The organism is Nonomuraea sp. NPDC023979 (assembly GCF_040639085.1).
Taxonomy (GTDB): Bacteria; Actinomycetota; Actinomycetes; order Streptosporangiales; family Streptosporangiaceae; genus Nonomuraea; species Nonomuraea ceibae.
Genome location: NZ_JBEZZG010000003.1, coordinates 421,289 through 438,304, shown reverse-complemented (window position 1 = coordinate 438,304; position 17,016 = coordinate 421,289). Strand labels below are relative to the sequence as shown.

Below are 17,016 nucleotides of genomic sequence, written 5' to 3'. Positions count from 1 at the left end.
ATGGAGGCTACCCAAATTGCCTGAATTTGCGGTAGTTGATGCCCTCCTGCCGATCGGTCGACGTCCCCCCTTGGCTCATTGCGGCACGTTGCCGAGTGTGAGAGAGCATCAGCCCGACCCCGCTGATGAACTGCACGATGGTCTGAACCCGCTGGTTGCGTCGCTCTTCACGATCACGAGGCGCCAGATCTGTCAGCTCCTCTTTGGAGATCGCGGAGATCGGGGCGAGGAACTGGTAGCTGACGTAGTTCCGGATGGCCCAGCGAATCAGGGAAATGATCGCCCTGACCGCGAGACAGAAGAGGGCAAGTTCGCAGACCCCGCCAGCGATCAGAAGAACCGGGTGTGGATCTACGGCTTGCTCGTAGAGCCAGGTGAGAATCACGAGGAGTGCCAGGCACGCAGCCATGACCGTGATCCTCCGGGTCTCGTCCTGTCGTGAACGTTCGAGTGATGTCATGCAGCATTGGAATCGCAGCGACCTTGCGGCTCACCGGGGTGCACAAGGAGTCATAAAGGGAGACTTTCCGTGGCGTCGCTAAGCAGGCCGTGCCCCTGAACCCTCAGCAGAGGGCCAACGCTCGGCAGACCTGACCGGATGGCTTCACCGGGTACGTCGAAGCGAGCCGCTTCCCATCGCCCGCGCTCACTTCGATCCGTGGGGACCGCCGTCTCAATCCACCCGTTGTCGACCGTGGCGACCGATACAGGGCGAAGCTCTCGATCCAACCGCACGAGCGTAAGGACCCAGGCTGGATCGCGCCGCATCGTCTCGTACTCGTTTCGCGACAAGTAGATCGTCAAGCGTCCTCGCCGGGTGGTGCTCTTGACCTCTATGTGGACGTCTCCTACCGCGATGTCATACCCGTATCCGTCGGAGATTGCGGCCACATGATGGACCGGCACATCCGTAGCGGCGCGCAGCAGCTCCACAAGGGCTTGTTCGCCCGCGCTCCCGACGCGACTACGCGTCTCGGTATCCACCTTCCCCCACGCATGCCGTACCGCCGCAAGAGCATCCTCAGGTTCCAGGCCGAGCACCTGGGAAGCCCGCAGGGCGTCTTCTGGAAGCTCCACGAGGCCAGGAACCAGGAGGTCCGCGTCAGGAAGCCATAGCGCATCCCGGAGCGCAGCCTCCATCACCGAGCGCGGCCCAGGTGGTCCAGCGACGCGCCCCTCCTCGGTGACGAGCCCGCACGCCTGCAACCAATCCAGCGCCCCCGCGTACTGCGTGGGTGTGATGTCGGAGTAGGCGCTGTGCGAAGCGAACAGGGCGCGGGTGTGCTTCACGTCCGAAGTCGTCAGGTGGTTCAGCCACCGGGAAGCTGCTCGCAGGACTGGATCAGGAGGAACCGGCACGGAGATGGCCCATCAGCGCTTGCAGGTCGTGGAGATCAAGGCCGCCGCCGACCGTCGGCTCCTCGGTGAGGTCCGCGAGCTGCTGCACGGCGGGGTCGTCGAGAATGGTCCCCATGAACCGCAGCTTGGTGTCGAGCCTCTGGGCGACCACATCATCCAGCGTGTTCTTGCTGGTCAGTACGGTGATCCGGGTTTCTGTCCTCGGCTCCAGCCCCAGCCGGTGGATCCGGTCCAGACTTTGGAGGAAACGACCAGCGACGAAGTCACGATCGACGTAGACGGCATCATGGCACTCGTGGTGAAGACTGATCCCCTCGCCGAGGGTGGCGGGGTTGGACAGCAGCACCATGCAGTCCGGGTCCTGACGGAAGCGAGTGATCTGCTCCTCGCGATCCTCGGTCCCGCCGTGCACCAGTGCTGGTGAGAACTCCTTGAGGATCTGCTCCAAGGTGGTCACGCTGCGGACGAAGTTCGACCAGACGAGGGTCTTCCGCCCAGCAGCCGCGTTGCTCGCGACGATGGCGAGCGCCTCCCGGTACTTGGGCGACATCTCGTAGCTGGGCAGGTCCCGCATCAGATCCATCAGAGGTGAGCCATCGGGAATCTGCAGAGGCGGAACTTGGTAGGCGAGAGGTTCATATCGAGTGGTGCCCACGGCGAGCAAGGCCGGGCTGATGGACGCCATCAGCATGTACATGGTGATCTTGCCCATGGCCTGGAAGTCGTCCTGCGACGTGGCGGCTCGCACCGAATAGAGCCCGCGCAGCGCATCGTAGATCTCCTGGTGGAGCGGTGGCAGGTCGAGCTGCCGCTGGCTGAGGGTGACGGCTGGAAGGCCAAGTTCACCCTTGGTGGTCCGGGTAAAAAGCGGCCTCAGGACTCTGCTTGCCTGGGCGAGGTTCCCCCCGCCAACGGCTCGCGCCACCGTTTGCCGCCCATGCCCCGGCCATACGAACGCAAACAGGTTCTCCAGGTCCTTGGCCCCGTTAGGAGCCGGGGTTCCAGTGAGAATGAGGCGGCGACGAGCCCTCGGCCCCAGCGCGAGGCACGCGGAGCCGTACGCGCCCTCCGCACCCAGCTTCATCCGGTGAGCCTCGTCGAGGATGAGCAGCGACGGTTGCTCGGTGAGCCAACGGGCCAAAGCGTTCATAGAGCCTTGGAGGCGCTCATAGTTGATGATCAGCGTATCCGCGGCCAGGTCAATCGACCCGTCGATGATCCCCATCCGCAGCGGCTCTGCCAAACACTCCAAATTCTCGGACTGCCAAGACTCATAGCACGACTTCGGGCCTACGATCAGTAGGCGCCGAACCTCTCCCGCGTGCCGCAATGCCTGGAACACAGCGAGTCCCACCCGGGTCTTGCCCGCCCCTGGCACGGAGAAGTTGGCCCCGTGACGTAGAGACAACAGGCGCGCAATATCCCTGCGCTGGAACGACGTCAACGGCCCCCGCCAGCCTGGGCCGAGAAGCTCTGCAATGTCCTCGGGATCAATCGCACCCGCTGGCTCCCCGCTCAGACGATCCGCCACTGATCGCGCGTCGAGCGTCGTGTCCCGCGCCAAGGCAGCCAGCTGGGGGTCCCACGAGACAGTGGAAGGCTCGGGCCACGTGGCGAGCTCGGCCAGATTCACGAGCAGATCGTCGATGTCGACGTCCGCGGAACCGGCCGACCTCTGTACGGCAGAGCGGAACCGGCTGACGAGCTGCCGGAGATCGTCCTCGAATCCGTCACGCACCCTGAAGCGGGCCATGGTGGCGGCATCGCCGAAGACGATCTCCAGGCTGGGCGTCGTCTCAGTCATTGTTCAGCGACGTGATGTCGAGCAGCCAGGCCACGCCGTCGCCCGGCTCGGTGAACGTCTTGCCCGCTTGCTTGGCGAGCTTCTCCAGAGACTGACGCAGCCTGATCAAGGCGTCGTCGAACGCCGCCTCATCGAGCGCCCGGGTTGCCCGGGCCTGAGCGAGTTCGCCGATGGCCAGATCGATGTCGTCACATGCGTCCGAAAGCCGCTCAGGCGCGGCCAGCCTGCGCTGTTGCAGGCGGCTGTCACGGCCCGCGGGTTCGAGCGCTCGGTCGAAGGATTCCTTCGCAGTCTTGATCGCTTCGGCCGCTTTGGTCACCTTCGCCGGATCCAGTTTCGGGCCCGCCTGAGCTGTTGCCTTCGCCTGGAGAAGCTTGTCAGTAAGCGCCTTGGTGACCTTCGCGGTCGGCGTGGCGTCCGGGACCGTCACATCGGGAATCCCTGGAATGCTCACCGGGATCGAGGCCTGCTCCTGGGGCTTGATGGACTCGGGGAGCTTCGCGTCCAAGTACTTCGTGTGGAAATCAGGCTGCGCGAGCCGTACGTCGGTCTTGGCGTAGCCAAGGACAATCATGGCAAGGCGGGATTCCTTGAGCGCCTCGGCGGCATCCTTGTCAGTAGCGGCCGTCTGCAGGTAGGCGCGATGCAGCTCGCGGAGTTTCTCCTGCTGGTCCTCGAAGTCAATCAGCTTGAGTGAAGCACCTTCCGCCGTCCGGCTGCGCTTGATGGCGTCCATGATGACGGCGTAGACCCAGCGGTCCTGTTCGAGGGTCTTGGTCTTGATATGGAACTCGCGGGCGATGTCATCTGTCCGGCGCCCGGCTTTGACCTGCTCCTCGATCGCAATGAGCCGGTTGATGTAGGAATAGTCGCGCTTGAACTCCTTGCGGAGTTGCAGGGCAAGCTCAACGGTGTTGATGTCATCCCAAGTCGAGGATTCCGGCAGAACGCCCACCCTGATGTACTTCTCGCCCAACTCGCGCAGAGCGGCGCACCGGGTGTTGCCATTGACCAGAATTCCCTCCGAGGTGATGATCCCCGGGTCCTTCTGACCGAAGTTCTCCAGGTTGTCGCGGAGCGCCTCGAATTCAGCGTCGACCTTGTCAGGGTCGGACGGCTGGCATTTGAGGAGAACATCCAGGTAGTCCTGGCCGGCCTTGCCCCACGGCGCATCTTCCAGTTCGCGATCGCGGGCCGGGTCGAGCGTTCGCTGCGCCCTGATGCGATGGGTGTCGGGGTTGTAGTAGAGCAGGTCGACGGGCATGGAGATGACGTAGAGATGCTTCTGCTGTCCACGCCACTCAATGGTGATTTTCTCACCGTTGGCGGTGATGGCCTCGTTCATCCGCTCGGTGATCATGGCGCGGATCTCCTCCGCCTGCGGGGGGACCCCGTACTTGCCCATGCCCAGCTGCTCCCTGTCTCCTAGAGTCGCGTCACGCAGCATGGTGGCACTCGCCACCGACAATTCCAGCCATAATGAATGATGTAGTCGGATAACAGCGTGGAGTCACCGTGAGTCTACCCAGGTGGGATGATAAGACCCTCAAGGCTGGAACGATGGTCCGGACCGCGTTGTGGCTGGTCACCGAAATAGGCGAAGGCAACGTCTTCACGAAAGAGCAGCATCGCGGCGCCTTTCCTGGCGTCTCGCAAGCAGACCGCCGCATGCGAGGCTTGCGTGACTACGGATGGGTGATTCACACTAGCTCTGACGATGTCACGCTCCGTCCCGAGGAGCAACGCTTCGTGAAGGCCGGCCTTCCGGTCTGGAAGCCCGGCGTCCGGCAGAGCGCCGCAGCAAAGACGATCACAGCTAAACAGCGCCAGGCCATCTTCGCTGCCGACGAGTACCAGTGTGTGGTGTGCGGCGTTGCCGGAGGCGAGAGCTACGTCGACTCCCCCAACGAAACGGCGGTCCTGGCTGTCACTCGCCGGCAGGTACGCCTGCCAGGGGGCGAGATCGAGGAACAGCTCATCACCGAATGCAAGCGCTGCCGATCGGGCATGCAAGAGGGAGAATTCGGCGACGTGCGCCGAATCCTTTCCGACATTCGAGATCTGGACGAAGCCGATCGCAAGCGTCTCTCCCGCTGGATCGAGCGAGGACGACGCGGACCGACGGCGCTCGATCGAGCGTGGACTTCATATCGGCGTTTGCCGGCCGATGCGCGCGCTGCACTGGCCAAGGAGCTGTCCGGCTGAGAGGCGTACCCTTGGCTGTGGGCACCTAACTCTTCTCGGGAGTGGATTTCTTGGTACTGGGGAGTGTGGGTGCTTCTTCCACGGGATCCTCTGGCAGGGCGATCACCCACTCCTTTCCCTGGAGAGAGATGTGCGGGCGCCCGCTGTGATGCGCCTGCCGACGCGAAAGGCGTGCGCTCACCGATTCTCCCGACCTCGGTGCCGGCACCGGCAGACCAAGCTGCCGGGCAAGCGCTCGGTGTTTGTCGTAATGGCCGAAGATGACGATGCCCTCAGGTTTGAGGCTGGTCCGGGCGCCCCCGTTGCCCCGGACCCGCTTCATGTAGTCCTCCTGCTGCGCGACGGTGGCGACAGCGGTACGACCGACGATGCGGCCTTGGGCACGGCGGAAGAGTTCATCGACGCGTTGGGTGCCGTGCTTCTTGCCCATGATGACCTCGACGTCGTCCTGGGGCATGTGCAGGAGCAGGTTCTCCTGGAGATCCGAGTTACTGAACAGCCAGCGGACCGAAGCCTTCCCGTCCTTTGTCAGGCGCCGCTTGAGATCGCGGTTGCCCTGGCCGCCCGTCAGGAGATGGGGCTCCGCTCGAATCAAGCCAGCAGACCACTTCCCGAGCTCGTCGTCTGCCCAAATGCCCAGCAAGACCTGTCCGACCGCTTCAGGAGGGATCATCCAGTCGCCGAGCGTCTGGGAATACTTGCAGTCGACCTCTGCTCCGGCGATGGAGTAGTCGAGCAAGGTGCCGTCGTCGAAGGTGAACTCGCGCTGCAGGTTGATCTCGACCAACGTCCCGCAGTGCGTCTTCTCCGTCTTGTGAAGCTTGCACCAGCGGTAGCGGCCGGTGTTCTTCCCGTCCAGGAGCATGTCGAAGGTTCTGCGAATGGCCTTGCCGAACCTCGACTCAACGTCCTCAAGGGCGAGAATGTGGGCGAACACTCTCTCCAGTTCGGAGTCAGGCGCCGGCGCTGATTCGTCGATCATGAGCAGAGGGTAGCTAGGGTCACCGACAACTCCGTAGCTGACTGCGGCACCCCCGAGGGCGTCGCACCGCCGGACCTCAATCTCATTGTCACCTTCCGTACGGCGGAGCGCAGGCCCTCTACTGGGAGTGATTCGAATCCCCTCGGAAGTCGAGATGGACCAGGTTCAGATGGCACGGATAGCGGGCCCGCCCAAGGCCGGCAAGTCCTGACCCAGTCTCGGCCTGGGCGTCGCCGTCGCCAGCGGCGCCAAGGCCCTGGAAGCCATCGAGGTGAAGCCGGCCCGGTGCTCTACCTCGCGCTGGAAGACACCGCCCGCCGTCTCCAGAACCGCATGGGCAAGATCCTGGGCGGCCAGCCCGCACCCAAGGACCTGACCCTGGCCACCACCTGCCCCACCCTCCCGCAGAGCGGGGAGGAAGCCATCGCCCGCTGGCTCGACCGCCACAGCAACGCCCGCCTGGTCGTCATCGACGTCTTCGCCAAGATTCGGGGCAACACACGCCCGGCCTGTCCGCGTACGACGCCGACTACGCCGCCATGACCCGCGCCAAGCGCCTGGCCGACACGTACGGTGTGGCGGTCGTCCTGGTCCACCACGTCCGCAAGATGGCCTCCGAACACTTTCTCTCCGAGGTCTCCGGCACCAACGGCCTGGCCGGAGCAGCGGACGCCACTCTGGTCCTCAAACGCGCCCGTGGCACCGCTGACGGCGTCCTGCACGTCACCGGCCGCGACGTCGAAGAGGCCGAGTACGCGATGGCCTTCCAACCGGCCGCCGGCCTCTGGCATCTCCTGGACGGCCCACCCGAAGACCACGCCCTGTCCGACACCCGCGCCGCCATCATCCGCCACGTCCGCCAGCACCCCGGCATCACGCCCAAAGCCATCGCCGAGGGCACCGGCCTGTCCTACGAGAACGTCCGCAAGACCGGCCAGCGCATGAACGCCGACGGCCAGCTCTGCGTCAACGCCACCGGCCACTACCGCCGTCCCGGCACACCACCGGGAGACGTCCCCGGCGTCCCAGCCATCCCTGCCCACACCACGACCAGCACCAACGCCCACACCCACGAAGGACAACCGGCCCTGCTGCCCGTCCTCGCTGTCCACGCCGACGAGGAGATCCACCAGTGACCACCTCAACGCCGGACAGTGTCCGGCTCGCCGACACCCAGCTCTACCGCGTCACCGACGCCATGCGCCTGCTTCGCATGAGCCGCACCGTCATCTACGACCAGATCCGCACCGGCCGCCTGCGCTCCATCAAGCAGGGCCGCGCCCGCCTCATCACCGCCAGCGCCATCCGTGCCTACATCGCCCTCCTGGAGAAGGAAGCCGAGGAAGCAGCCTGATGACCAAGCGACGCGGCAGAGGAGACGGCGGCCTCCACTGGGACGACAAGCGCCAACGCTGGATCGCCACCGCCAGCCTCGGCTACGACCCCAGCGGCAAGCGGATCGTGAAGCGAGGCAGCGGCAGACCAAACCGAAGCCAAGAACAAGCTCAAGGAAGTCCTGCGGGACTACGAGGACGGCCTCGCCATCGCCCCGGCCGACTACACCGTAGAGGGCGCGGTGAACGACTGGCTGGCCTATGGCCTGAACGGCCGGGACTCCGCGACGGTGAAGACCTGCACGATCCTGTGCAGGACCCACATCGTCCCTGGCCTGGGCGCTCGAAAGCTGCGTGATCTGAGCGCGGAAGACGTGGACAAGTGGCTCGCCACCAAGGCGAAGACACTCAGCACCCGGACCCTTCAGAGCCTTCACGGCTGCCTGAACCGCGCGATCAAACGAGCGATGGCGCGGGACAAGGTCAAGCGGAACGTAGTGGCGCTGTGCTCAGTCCCGAAGGGAAAGGAAGGACGTCCGTCCAAGGCGTTGACATTCCCCCAGGCGGAAGCAGTGCTGAAGGCGGCTGAGAGTTCCCGCATGCACGCCTACATCGTGTTCTCCCTGCTCACAGGAGGGCGCACGGAGGAACTGCGGGCGCTCACATGGGATCACGTGGACCTGGATGGCCTGCCGGACGCCAGTCCGCCCATTCCTCCGCATGTGGCCGTCTGGCGCTCTGTGCGCGCGGGGGGAGACACCAAGACCCGGAAATCCCGCCGAACCCTCGCTCTCCCCAAGCGCTGCGTGGATCTCCTCCGCCAACATCAGATAATCCAGCAACGTGAGCAAGGCGACGCATGGTCGGAAAGCGGGCTGGTGTTCGCATCGGCCACGGGCAAGCCACTGGACGCTGCCAACGTTCGGCGCGACTTCCGCAACGCCATCAAAGATGCGGAGGGCGTGGACGCGAAAGAGTGGACGCCTCGCGAACTGCGCCACAGTTTCGTATCGCTGCTCTCGGACAGCGGAATCCCCCTAGAGGAAATCTCTCGCCTGGTGGGCCATAGCAGCACAGCGGTGACTGAGGCTGTATATCGTAAACAAATCCGACCGGTACTTCAGACGGGAGCGACCGTGATGGACGCTATCCTGCCGACTCCATAGAGACACCGATCTGCTTTGGCGGGCCTGTCTCCACGAGGTGGGCCCACTCAACCCAATAACAAATACGCGCTAAGATGCACTACCCTTGGCTTATGCAAATTGCTACAAGCCTTAGTTGGCTGCCCCCCATCCTCCTGGGTGCGGCGCTCGCCCTCATCGCCCAGCTTGTCATCCAGCGCCTCGTGGTGCCAGCGGTCGAAGCGAGGAAACGACGCGAGGATCGCTGGGAGCGAGACGTCCTTGCGTTGGGGGAGTTGTTGACGACCGAGTTGCCCATACGAACAGAGGCTGTTCGTCGTGATCTTTGGCTGCTGCACACTATCAACGTGTCGTTTAATACAGGCCATCGTGACATCGATCCCGTGCGCCGCGATCAAGTTGTACGAGAGCTTCGAGAAAAGGCCGAGGAGTCGGTGATCAGCTACAAGACTGTGGCGGACACGCGGGTGAAATGGCTCGTGGATCGAATCGTCAGCATACAGCCCGAAGCGGAGCGGCTTGTAAAGCTGAAAGCGCGATGGAGAGGCTTTCACGTGGGGGCGATCGGTGTGTCCCTATGGGATCACGTGCAGGAGGAATTCGATGAGGAAAAATTTCGGGAGCACTGGGTGTATGAGAAGAAGGTCACGACAGCGTTGACTGACGAGATCACCTTGCTCGCCCGCGACCTTCGTCCTCCGCGTAAGCCCCACTTCAGGAGGGTAAGGCGAACCTACGCTTCTGCTCGATCAGCCCTTGGACGGAAGAGCGTCAAGGGTCCCTGAGATGTCGGGACAGGGACACAGGGCCAGGACGCCCGGAACCGATGGAGAGCGTAGTCACGCAGTTAGTCACTCAGGAGACAGAAGAGGCCGCTTCCGATCTTCGGAAGCGGCCTTCTACCTGTGGCAATACTGTCGGGGTGGCGGGATTTGAACCCACGACCTCTTCGTCCCGAACGAAGCGCGCTGCCAAGCTGCGCTACACCCCGGTGCACGCCGTCTTGCTCGTGCCTGGGAAAGTCTAGCCGACTTCGGGCGTGCTTGTGACCGTCACCGTCGGGGAACCAGCGTGAGCAGCGACGCCTCCGGGAAACACGCGAAGCGGACGGGGGCGTACGGGCTGGTCCCGAGGCCGGCGGAGACGTGGAGCCAGGCGGAGTCGTGGCGGCTGAGGCCCTTGACGCGGGCGCGGTCGATGCCGCAGTTGGTGACGAGGGCGCCGTAGAAGGGGACGCAGAGCTGGCCGCCGTGGGTGTGGCCGGCGAGCAGGAGCTGGTAGCCGTCGGCGGCGAAGGCGGTCATGTTGCGCGGCTCGGGGGAGTGCATGACGCCGAGGCGCAGGTCGGCGTCCGCGGGGGCGGGGCCGGCGACGAGGTCGTAGCGGTCGCGGGAGATGTGGGAGTCGTGGATGCCGGCCACGGCGACGTCGAGGTCGCCGACCTTGAGGCGGGCGGTGGTGTTGTTCATGTCGAGCCAGCCTTCGGCGGCCATGCCGGCGCCGAGCTCTTCCCAGGGGAGGTTGGGGATGTGCTGGCGGCGTTCGTTGCGGGAGGTGCGCCACAGGTAGCGGGCCGGGTTCTTCGGCTGGGGGGCGTAGAGGTCGTTGGAGCCGTACACGAACAGGCCGGGCCGGGCGAGCAGCGGCTCGAGGGCGTGCAGGAGCGACGGGACGGCGTCGGGGTGGGCGATGGAGTCGCCGGTGTTGACGACGAGGTCGGGCTCCAGCGAGCCGAGGGAGCGCACCCAGTTGATCAGCATGGTGCGGCGGGGCGTCAGGTGGAGGTCGGACAGGTGCAGGATGCGCACCGGCCGCTGGCCGGGGGCGAGCACCGGCACGTCGAAGCGCCGCAGCCGGAACGAGTTGCGCTCCACGACCGAGGCGTATCCGAGCCCGGCCAGGCCGAGGCCGAGCACTGACAGGGGCACCGCGACTGCTTTCCTCACCTCTTCATGATGCCCGACATCCGGCACGGGGCGTTCGCGCACGCGGCAAGATGGACCGCATGAGCGCATTGAAGGACAAGCTGAAGGCCGATCTGACGGCCTCACTCAAGGCCCGGGACGAGGTTCGGCTCCGGACCATTCGGATGGCACTGGCCGCGGTGAACGTGGAGGAGGTCGCCGGCAAGGAGGCCAGGGAGCTCTCCGACGCGGAGATCGTCAAGGTGCTGACCCGTGAGGCGAAGAAGCGGCGGGAGGCGGCGGAGGCTTTCGGCAACGCCGGGCGCGCCGAGCAGGCGCAGGCGGAGCTGGACGAGCAGGCGGTGCTGGAGGAGTATCTGCCGGCGCAGCTCTCCGACGAGGAGCTGGCCAGGCTGGTCGACGAGGCGGTGGCCGAGACCGGCGCGTCGGGGCCGCAGGCCATGGGCCAGGTCATGAAGGTCGTCAACCCGAAGGTGGCCGGGCGGGCCGAGGGCGGCCGGGTGGCCGCGGCCGTGCGGGCGCGGCTGGCGTCCTGAGGGCTGTGGCGGGCCTCTGGCGGGGCCGGAGGCCCGCGGGCTAGTTGCGGGCGGGCAGGAGCGGGTTGTCGCCCCAGTCGCCGTTCTGGCCCCGGTCGTTGTCGCCGTTGCCGTCGCCGCGCCGGTCGTCGAACCAGTCGGCCAGGTCGGACGGGTCGCCGACGTCGGGACCGCCTTCGTCGCCGTCGTCGCCCTTGTCCTTCTTCTTGGGCTTGGGCGCGCACTCGTCGGTGCAGCCGCCGAAGCGTGACTGGTCGACGGGATGGAACTTGGCCGCCTCGACGCCCTTGAGCGCGGCCATCATCGAGTCCTTCCAGATCGGCCCGGAGATCGACGCGCCGTAGACGTACCCGTAGTACTGCCCGCCGATGGTGACGCCGACGAGGTCGTGGGCGAAGGCGCCGCGCGGGTCGCCGAGGCTGACGGCGGAGGCGAGGTTCGGGGTGTAGCCGGCGAACCAGGCGGCGGTGTAGCCGTCGGTGGTGCCGGTCTTGCCGGCGGCGTCACGGCCGATGCCGCCGACGCCGGTCATGGTGCCCTTGGTGAAGACGCCTTCCAGCACGGCGCTGACGGCGTCGGCCACCTCCTCGTCCATGACCTGCGAGCACTTGGGCTTGAACCGCATGACCTCGCCGTAGCGGTCCTTGACCTCGGTGACGGCGAGCGGCTGGCAGTACTTGCCGCGCGCGCCGAAGACGGCGTAGGAGTTGGCCACGGTGACCGGGTCGACCTCGTTGATGCCGAGCGTGAAGGTCTCGAACTCGCGCAGGTCGTCGCCGTCGGCCCGCTTGAGCCCGAGGCGCTTGGACAGCTTGACCACCTTGCAGAGGCCGACTTCCTGCTCCAGCCGCATGAAGAACGTGTTGACCGAGCCCCAGGTGCCGGTCTGCAGGGTCTTGAAGCCGCCGCCGCCCTCGCTGGAGTTGCGCACCTCGTGGCTGGGGTCGCCGACGTTCTTGCCCTTGCAGTTCTTGAACGCGCTGTAGCCGGAGGCGGTGTAGCCGGCGGGGGAGGGGAAGCCGTCGTTGAACTTCAGCCCCTCTTCGAGCGCCGTGGCCAGCGTGTAGGCCTTGGCGGTTGAGCCCTGCTGGAAGCCGGGGCCGCCGCCGTGTGCCATGTCGGCGACGAGGTTGTAGCTGATCTCGTTCTTCTTCTTGTTGTTGCCGTACTTGCGGGAGGCGGCCATGGCCTTGATCTCGCCGGTGCCCGGGACGATCATCGCCTGGGCGGCGACGGGCTTGTCCTTGGGGCTCACGTACTTCTTGATCGCCTTTTCGGACGCCTTCTGCATCTTCGGGTCGATCGTGGTCTTGATGGTCAGGCCGCCGCGCTGGAGGAGCTTGAGCCGGTCCTTGGCGGTCTTGCCGAAGTCGGCGTTGAGCAGGATCTCGTTCTGCACGTAGAGGCAGAAGTACGGGTATTCGCTCTCCTCGCACCCGCCGGGGAACGGGACGTCCTTCCAGCCGAGCTTCTTGGCCTTGGCGTCGGCGGCCTCGGCCTTGGTGATGGTGCCGATCTCGGCCATCCGGTCGAGCACCACGTTGCGCCGCTCCAGCAGCAGCGCCCGCGACTTGGGGCCGACGTTGGGGTCGGTCCTGGCGGGGTTCTGGACGGCGCCGGCGAGGGTGGCGGCCTGGGCCAGGGTGAGCTTGGAGGCGGGCTTGTCGAAGAAGCGCTTGGCGGCTGCCTGGATGCCGTGGGCTCCGGCGCCGAAGTAGGCGATGTTCAGGTAGCGCTCGAGGATCTGGTCCTTGGTGTACTTCTTCTCGATCGCCATCGCGTAGCGCAGTTCGGCCAGTTTGCGGGAGATCGTCGGGGCGATGGCCGCCGCCTGCTCCTCGGGCGTCTCGGCCGAGTTGACCAGCACCTGCTTCACGTACTGCTGTGTGATCGAAGAACCGCCCTGCGTCACGCCGCCGGTGGTAAGGTTCTTGATCAGCGCCCGGGTGGTGCCCTCGATGTCGATCGGTCCGTGCTGGTAGAAGCGGAAGTCCTCGATCGCGATCAGGGCCTTCTGCATGATGGGCGCGACCTTGTCGAGGGTCACCGACTGGCGGTTCTCGAAGTAGAACTGCGCGATCTGGTCGCCGTTGGCGTCGAGCAGCACTGTGCGCTCGGACAGCGGCGGTTCGGCCAGGTCCTCGGGCTTGAGGTCGAGCATCTCCATGCCGCTCTTGGCGGAGACGCCCGCGCCGCCGACCGCGGGCAGCGCCACGGCTGCCGCCAGCACGCCTGCGGCCGACCCAGCTGCGATCAGCTTGATGACGTTCAGGATCGGCGAGGAACGATCTTTGCCCTGAGCTTGCACAGTACCAAGGGTACGTCGAAAGGGTGACCTTATCGGTAACACGCCTGCATTTCGCCTTGACTGACGGGGGTGACTAGTCATTCCCGGTCAAGACTCCAGCGAGAATTTGGTCCTCTGGGGTCTGTCGGCCCGAAGGTCTTCTTGCGTACGTTCTCCCTGCGGCAACTGAATACGGAGGCTCGGCGCCCGCGCCCGTCGGCCCCAACTGACGACTGACCACCTAAGGGGAGTGGGGTCGAAAATGTGGATCACGGATTGGACCTCCCGTGCCGCCTGTAAAGGTGCGGATCCTGACGCTCTGTTCGTCCAGGGAGCCGCCCAGAACAGGGCGAAGCTCATCTGCCGAGGATGCCCTGTCCGTACCGAATGCCTCGCCGATGCGCTCGACAACCGCATCGAGTTCGGGGTGTGGGGCGGTATGACCGAGCGGGAGCGGCGAGCGCTGCTTCGGCGGCGACCGGACGTCGACTCGTGGCGCGAGCTGCTCGAGTCGGCCAAAGAAGAGTACGAGCGGACCAACGAGCTGATCGCCGGCTGAGCCGGCCCGAGAGCGCGGCCGACCCCGGCCGTGCTCTCAGCCGTTCGCCAGGAGCTCTCCGACGCGTCGCAGGCCATCCAGGTCGTGCACGTCCTCGGTCATGGCTGCCACCTTGGCGATGGGCACCGTGGGATGGGCGCTGACGAAGTGGTCCTGCTCCCGGTGCTCGCGAGCGGCGAGCTGCATCCGGCCCGTGTGTAGCCGCAACACGGCCGCGGTCAGCTCGTGCTCGCCCCGCGATTCCAGGTCTTCGGCCGCGGCGGCGCTTCTCACCCCCGAGAGCGTCGCCGCCGGCGACTCGTGGACCCGGTTGACGACCAGGCCGGCGAGCGGCATCCGCTCCTCGGCCAGCCGCTCGACGAAGTAGGAAGCCTCGCGCATCGCGTCGCGCTCCGGCGCGGCGACCACGATGAAGGCGGTGCCGGGTGCCTGGAGCAGCTTGTACGTCTGGTCGGCGCGCTGCCTGAAACCGCCGAACACCGCGTCCAGGGCCGACACGAACGTCTGCAGGTCCTTGATCACCTGCGCGCCCAGCAGCTTGGTCATGGCTCCGGCGACGATCCCGAACCCGGCGTTGAGCAGCTTGAACGCGCTGCGCCCGCCGGCCTTGGCGGGTGCGGTGAGCAGCTTGATGAACCTGCCGTCGAGGAAGCGGCCGAGCCGTTCCGGCGCGTCGAGGAAGTCGAGCGCCGAGCGTGACGGCGGCGTGTCGACGATGATCAGGTCCCACTCGTCGGAGCGGCGGAGCTGGCCCAGCTTCTCCATCGCCATGTACTCCTGGGTGCCGGAGAAGCTGGACGACAGCGACTGGTAGAAGGGGTTCGACAGGATCTGGCGGGCCCGTTCGGGATCGGCGTGCGCCTCGATGATCTCGTCGAACGTGCGCTTCATGTCGAGCATCATCGCGTAGAGCTGGCCGCCGTCCTCGCTCTCGGTGACCAGGCGCGGGGTGTTGTCGAGCTCGGTGAGGCCCATCGACTGGGCCAGGCGGCGGGCCGGGTCGACGGTGAGCACGACGGCACACCTGCCGCGTTCGGCGGCGCGCAGGCCCAGCGCGGCGGCCGTGGTGGTCTTGCCGACGCCGCCCGAGCCGCAGCAGACGATGATCCGGGTGCCCCGGTCGTCGAGGATGGCGTCGATGTCGAGGGTGGCGGGCTTCTTCACGCTGCTCCCTGCTTGCGGATGCTCTCGGCCAGCTCGTACAGCCCTGCCAGGTCCACCCCGTCGGTGAGCAGCGGCAGCTCGTAGCGCGGCAGCGTGGAGGCGGCCAGCGATTCGCGTTCGGCGCGTTCGAGGTCGGTGCGGCGGGCGTGCTCGACGACCTCTTCGGCGAGCGCCTCGGCCAGGGCGCCGGCGTCGGACCCGTCGGCGAGCCCGGCGGCCTTGAGGCCGAGCGTGAGCTCTCCGGCGTCGAATCCGCCCTTGACAGCCCTGTCAAGGGCGGCCTGCGGGAGGAGGGATTCGCGCACCATGTTGATGAAGATGCCACCGGTGGGCAGTCCCGCGCCGGCGAGTTCGGCGATTCCGTCGAGTGTTTCCTGGACGGGCATCTCTTCCAGCAGCGTCACGAAATGCACAGCCGTTTCCGGACTTTTCACGACGCCGTGGACGAGGTCGGAGTGGCTCTTGATCGGGCCCACCTTGGCCAGCCCGGCGACCTCCTGGGTGACGTTCAGGAACCGCGTGATGCGGCCCGTGGGCGGCGCGTCGAGCACCACGGCGTCGTAGACCCGCTTGCCGTCACGCCCGCGCCGGCGCACGGCCTCGGTGGTCTTGCCGGTGACCAGCACGTCCCGGAAGCCGGGGGCCACGGTGGTGGCGAAGTCGACGAGACCCATCTTGGTCAGCGCGCGACCCGCCCGGCGCATCCCGTAGAACATCTCCATGTATTCGAGCATGGCGTCTTCGGGGTCGATGGCCAGCGCGAACACGTCACCGCCCGAGGGCGCCACGGCGATCCGGCGCTCCTCGTACGGCAGCGGCGGCAGGTCGAAGATCTGCGCGATGCCCTGGCGGCCCTCCACCTCCACGAGCAGCACCTTGCGGCCGCCTGCGGCGAGGGCGAGGGCGAGGGCCGCGGCGACCGTCGTCTTGCCCGTGCCGCCCTTGCCGGTGACGACGTGCAGTCGCACGCCGTCCCAGTCCGTGTCCGGAGAGTCCACGACTTCGAGGCTACCGAACGGTCACTTGTCGAAAGCCCGCGACCACCGTTTGAGATTGCTCACACTACGCTGAGCCCCATGAAGAAATGGGAGTACCTCACCGCCCCGGTGCTGATACACAACACCAAGATGATCCTCGACAACTTCGGCGCCGACGGCTGGGAGCTGGTCCAGATCGTGCAGGGCGCGACGCCCGAGCAGCTGGTCGCGTACTTCAAGAGGGAGAAGGCATGAGTCCCGAGCAGAAGATCGAGGAGCTGGGCCTGACGCTCCCCGAGGTCGTGGCCCCGCTGGCGGCCTACGTGCCGACCGTGCGCACCGGTCAGCTCGTCTACACCTCGGGCCAGGTCCCGATGGTCGAGGGCAAGCTGCACCAGACCGGCAAGCTGGGCGTCGACCTGGGCGTCGACGAGGGCCGCGAGCAGGCCCGCATCTGCGCGCTCAACGCCGTCGCCGCGCTCAAGGCCGAGGTCGGCGAGCTGTCGCGGGTGAAGCGGATCGTCAAGGCCGTGGTCTTCGTGGCCAGCGCGCCCGACTTCACCCAGCAGCCGCAGGTGGCCAACGGCGCGAGCGAGCTGCTGGCCGAGATCTTCGGCGAGGCCGGCAAGCACGCGCGCAGCGCCGTCGGCGTGGCCGCGCTGCCCCTCGACGCTCCGGTGGAAGTGGAGCTGATCGCGGAGGTGTCCTGAAGGTCCGATATGTCACCATGACCGAGTGA

The 17,016-nt window shown here is 66.1% G+C and carries 19 protein-coding genes and 1 tRNA gene; 10 read left to right on the top strand and 10 right to left on the bottom strand.

The window, feature by feature from the left end; all coding sequences use genetic code 11:
- Window positions 1–7 precede the first annotated feature (7 nt).
- From AB0G11_RS08645 to AB0G11_RS08630, 4 genes are all read right to left on the bottom strand, one after another.
- Window positions 8–409: a hypothetical protein gene (locus AB0G11_RS08645; protein ID WP_357584788.1), complete on the bottom strand. Its 402-nt coding sequence runs from the start codon at window positions 407–409 to the stop codon at window positions 8–10.
- Window positions 410–510: 101 nt separating this feature from the next.
- Window positions 511–1,290 carry a DUF3883 domain-containing protein gene (locus AB0G11_RS08640; RefSeq protein WP_357584786.1) on the bottom strand — a complete coding sequence of 260 codons (780 nt, stop codon included), beginning with the start codon at window positions 1,288–1,290 and terminating at the stop codon, window positions 511–513.
- A gap of 52 nt (window positions 1,291–1,342) precedes the next feature.
- On the bottom strand, window positions 1,343–3,163 hold the full coding sequence (locus tag AB0G11_RS08635) for a DEAD/DEAH box helicase (protein WP_357584784.1): 1,821 nt from the start codon (window positions 3,161–3,163) through the stop codon (window positions 1,343–1,345).
- Window positions 3,156–4,568 carry a transcriptional regulator gene (locus AB0G11_RS08630; protein ID WP_357584782.1) on the bottom strand — a complete coding sequence of 471 codons (1,413 nt, stop codon included), beginning with the start codon at window positions 4,566–4,568 and terminating at the stop codon, window positions 3,156–3,158. Before AB0G11_RS08630 ends, AB0G11_RS08635 begins: the two co-directional genes overlap by 8 nt.
- Before the next feature lie 155 nt (window positions 4,569–4,723).
- Here AB0G11_RS08630 and AB0G11_RS08625 point away from each other — a divergent pair, with 155 nt between their 5' ends.
- Entirely contained in the window at window positions 4,724–5,368 is a 645-nt protein-coding gene (locus AB0G11_RS08625; RefSeq protein WP_357584780.1) for a hypothetical protein, read from the top strand.
- A 25-nt stretch (window positions 5,369–5,393) separates the two neighbouring features.
- On the opposite strand, the gene AB0G11_RS08620 is transcribed toward AB0G11_RS08625, so the two are convergent.
- A complete protein-coding gene (locus AB0G11_RS08620) occupies window positions 5,394–6,350 on the bottom strand; it encodes a NaeI family type II restriction endonuclease (RefSeq protein ID WP_357584778.1) in 957 nt (318 codons plus the stop codon).
- A gap of 84 nt (window positions 6,351–6,434) precedes the next feature.
- Between AB0G11_RS08620 and AB0G11_RS08615 the strand changes: the two genes are divergently transcribed.
- The 5 genes from AB0G11_RS08615 to AB0G11_RS08595 all read left to right on the top strand — a co-directional run bounded on the left by AB0G11_RS08615 (window position 6,435) and on the right by AB0G11_RS08595 (window position 9,614).
- The gene (locus AB0G11_RS08615) at window positions 6,435–6,893 is read left to right on the top strand and encodes an AAA family ATPase (RefSeq protein WP_357584960.1); all 459 of its coding nucleotides are present in this window, start codon (window positions 6,435–6,437) and stop codon (window positions 6,891–6,893) included.
- Window positions 6,890–7,486, top strand: coding sequence for a hypothetical protein (locus AB0G11_RS08610; RefSeq protein WP_357584776.1), 597 nt, complete (start codon window positions 6,890–6,892; stop codon window positions 7,484–7,486). The genes AB0G11_RS08615 and AB0G11_RS08610 overlap by 4 nt, the downstream gene beginning before the upstream one ends.
- Window positions 7,483–7,704 carry a helix-turn-helix domain-containing protein gene (locus tag AB0G11_RS08605; RefSeq protein ID WP_357584774.1) on the top strand — a complete coding sequence of 74 codons (222 nt, stop codon included), beginning with the start codon at window positions 7,483–7,485 and terminating at the stop codon, window positions 7,702–7,704. The genes AB0G11_RS08610 and AB0G11_RS08605 overlap by 4 nt, the downstream gene beginning before the upstream one ends.
- A 222-nt stretch (window positions 7,705–7,926) precedes the next feature.
- Entirely contained in the window at window positions 7,927–8,850 is a 924-nt protein-coding gene (locus tag AB0G11_RS08600) for a site-specific integrase (protein WP_357584773.1), read from the top strand.
- 92 nt (window positions 8,851–8,942) lie between these two features.
- Window positions 8,943–9,614, top strand: coding sequence for a hypothetical protein (locus AB0G11_RS08595; RefSeq protein WP_357584771.1), 672 nt, complete (start codon window positions 8,943–8,945; stop codon window positions 9,612–9,614).
- A gap of 132 nt (window positions 9,615–9,746) precedes the next feature.
- On the opposite strand, the gene AB0G11_RS08590 is transcribed toward AB0G11_RS08595, so the two are convergent.
- Window positions 9,747–9,820, bottom strand: a tRNA-Pro gene (locus AB0G11_RS08590).
- A gap of 61 nt (window positions 9,821–9,881) precedes the next feature.
- Window positions 9,882–10,775, bottom strand: a complete 894-nt coding sequence (locus AB0G11_RS08585) for a metallophosphoesterase (protein ID WP_219499360.1) — start codon at window positions 10,773–10,775, stop codon at window positions 9,882–9,884.
- Between the two features lie 59 nt (window positions 10,776–10,834).
- Here AB0G11_RS08585 and AB0G11_RS08580 point away from each other — a divergent pair, with 59 nt between their 5' ends.
- Entirely contained in the window at window positions 10,835–11,290 is a 456-nt protein-coding gene (locus AB0G11_RS08580) for a GatB/YqeY domain-containing protein (RefSeq protein WP_219499362.1), read from the top strand.
- A 40-nt stretch (window positions 11,291–11,330) separates the two neighbouring features.
- On the opposite strand, the gene AB0G11_RS08575 is transcribed toward AB0G11_RS08580, so the two are convergent.
- A complete protein-coding gene (locus AB0G11_RS08575; RefSeq protein WP_357584769.1) occupies window positions 11,331–13,598 on the bottom strand; it encodes a transglycosylase domain-containing protein in 2,268 nt (755 codons plus the stop codon).
- 241 nt (window positions 13,599–13,839) lie between these two features.
- On the opposite strand from AB0G11_RS08575, the gene AB0G11_RS08570 reads away from it, so the two are divergent.
- Window positions 13,840–14,136, top strand: coding sequence for a WhiB family transcriptional regulator (locus tag AB0G11_RS08570; protein ID WP_020542548.1), 297 nt, complete (start codon window positions 13,840–13,842; stop codon window positions 14,134–14,136).
- 36 nt (window positions 14,137–14,172) lie between these two features.
- Here AB0G11_RS08570 and AB0G11_RS08565 read toward each other — a convergent pair whose 3' ends face one another.
- Both AB0G11_RS08565 and AB0G11_RS08560 read right to left on the bottom strand, forming a co-directional pair.
- Entirely contained in the window at window positions 14,173–15,300 is a 1,128-nt protein-coding gene (locus AB0G11_RS08565) for an ArsA family ATPase (protein WP_357584767.1), read from the bottom strand.
- Entirely contained in the window at window positions 15,297–16,298 is a 1,002-nt protein-coding gene (locus AB0G11_RS08560; RefSeq protein ID WP_357584765.1) for an ArsA-related P-loop ATPase, read from the bottom strand. Before AB0G11_RS08560 ends, AB0G11_RS08565 begins: the two co-directional genes overlap by 4 nt.
- Before the next feature lie 78 nt (window positions 16,299–16,376).
- On the opposite strand from AB0G11_RS08560, the gene AB0G11_RS08555 reads away from it, so the two are divergent.
- Together AB0G11_RS08555 and AB0G11_RS08550 are read left to right on the top strand one after the other, a co-directional pair.
- Entirely contained in the window at window positions 16,377–16,532 is a 156-nt protein-coding gene (locus tag AB0G11_RS08555) for a DUF4177 domain-containing protein (protein ID WP_156325316.1), read from the top strand.
- Window positions 16,529–16,987 carry a RidA family protein gene (locus tag AB0G11_RS08550; protein WP_357584763.1) on the top strand — a complete coding sequence of 153 codons (459 nt, stop codon included), beginning with the start codon at window positions 16,529–16,531 and terminating at the stop codon, window positions 16,985–16,987. The genes AB0G11_RS08555 and AB0G11_RS08550 overlap by 4 nt, the downstream gene beginning before the upstream one ends.
- Window positions 16,988–17,016: the final 29 nt, after the last annotated feature.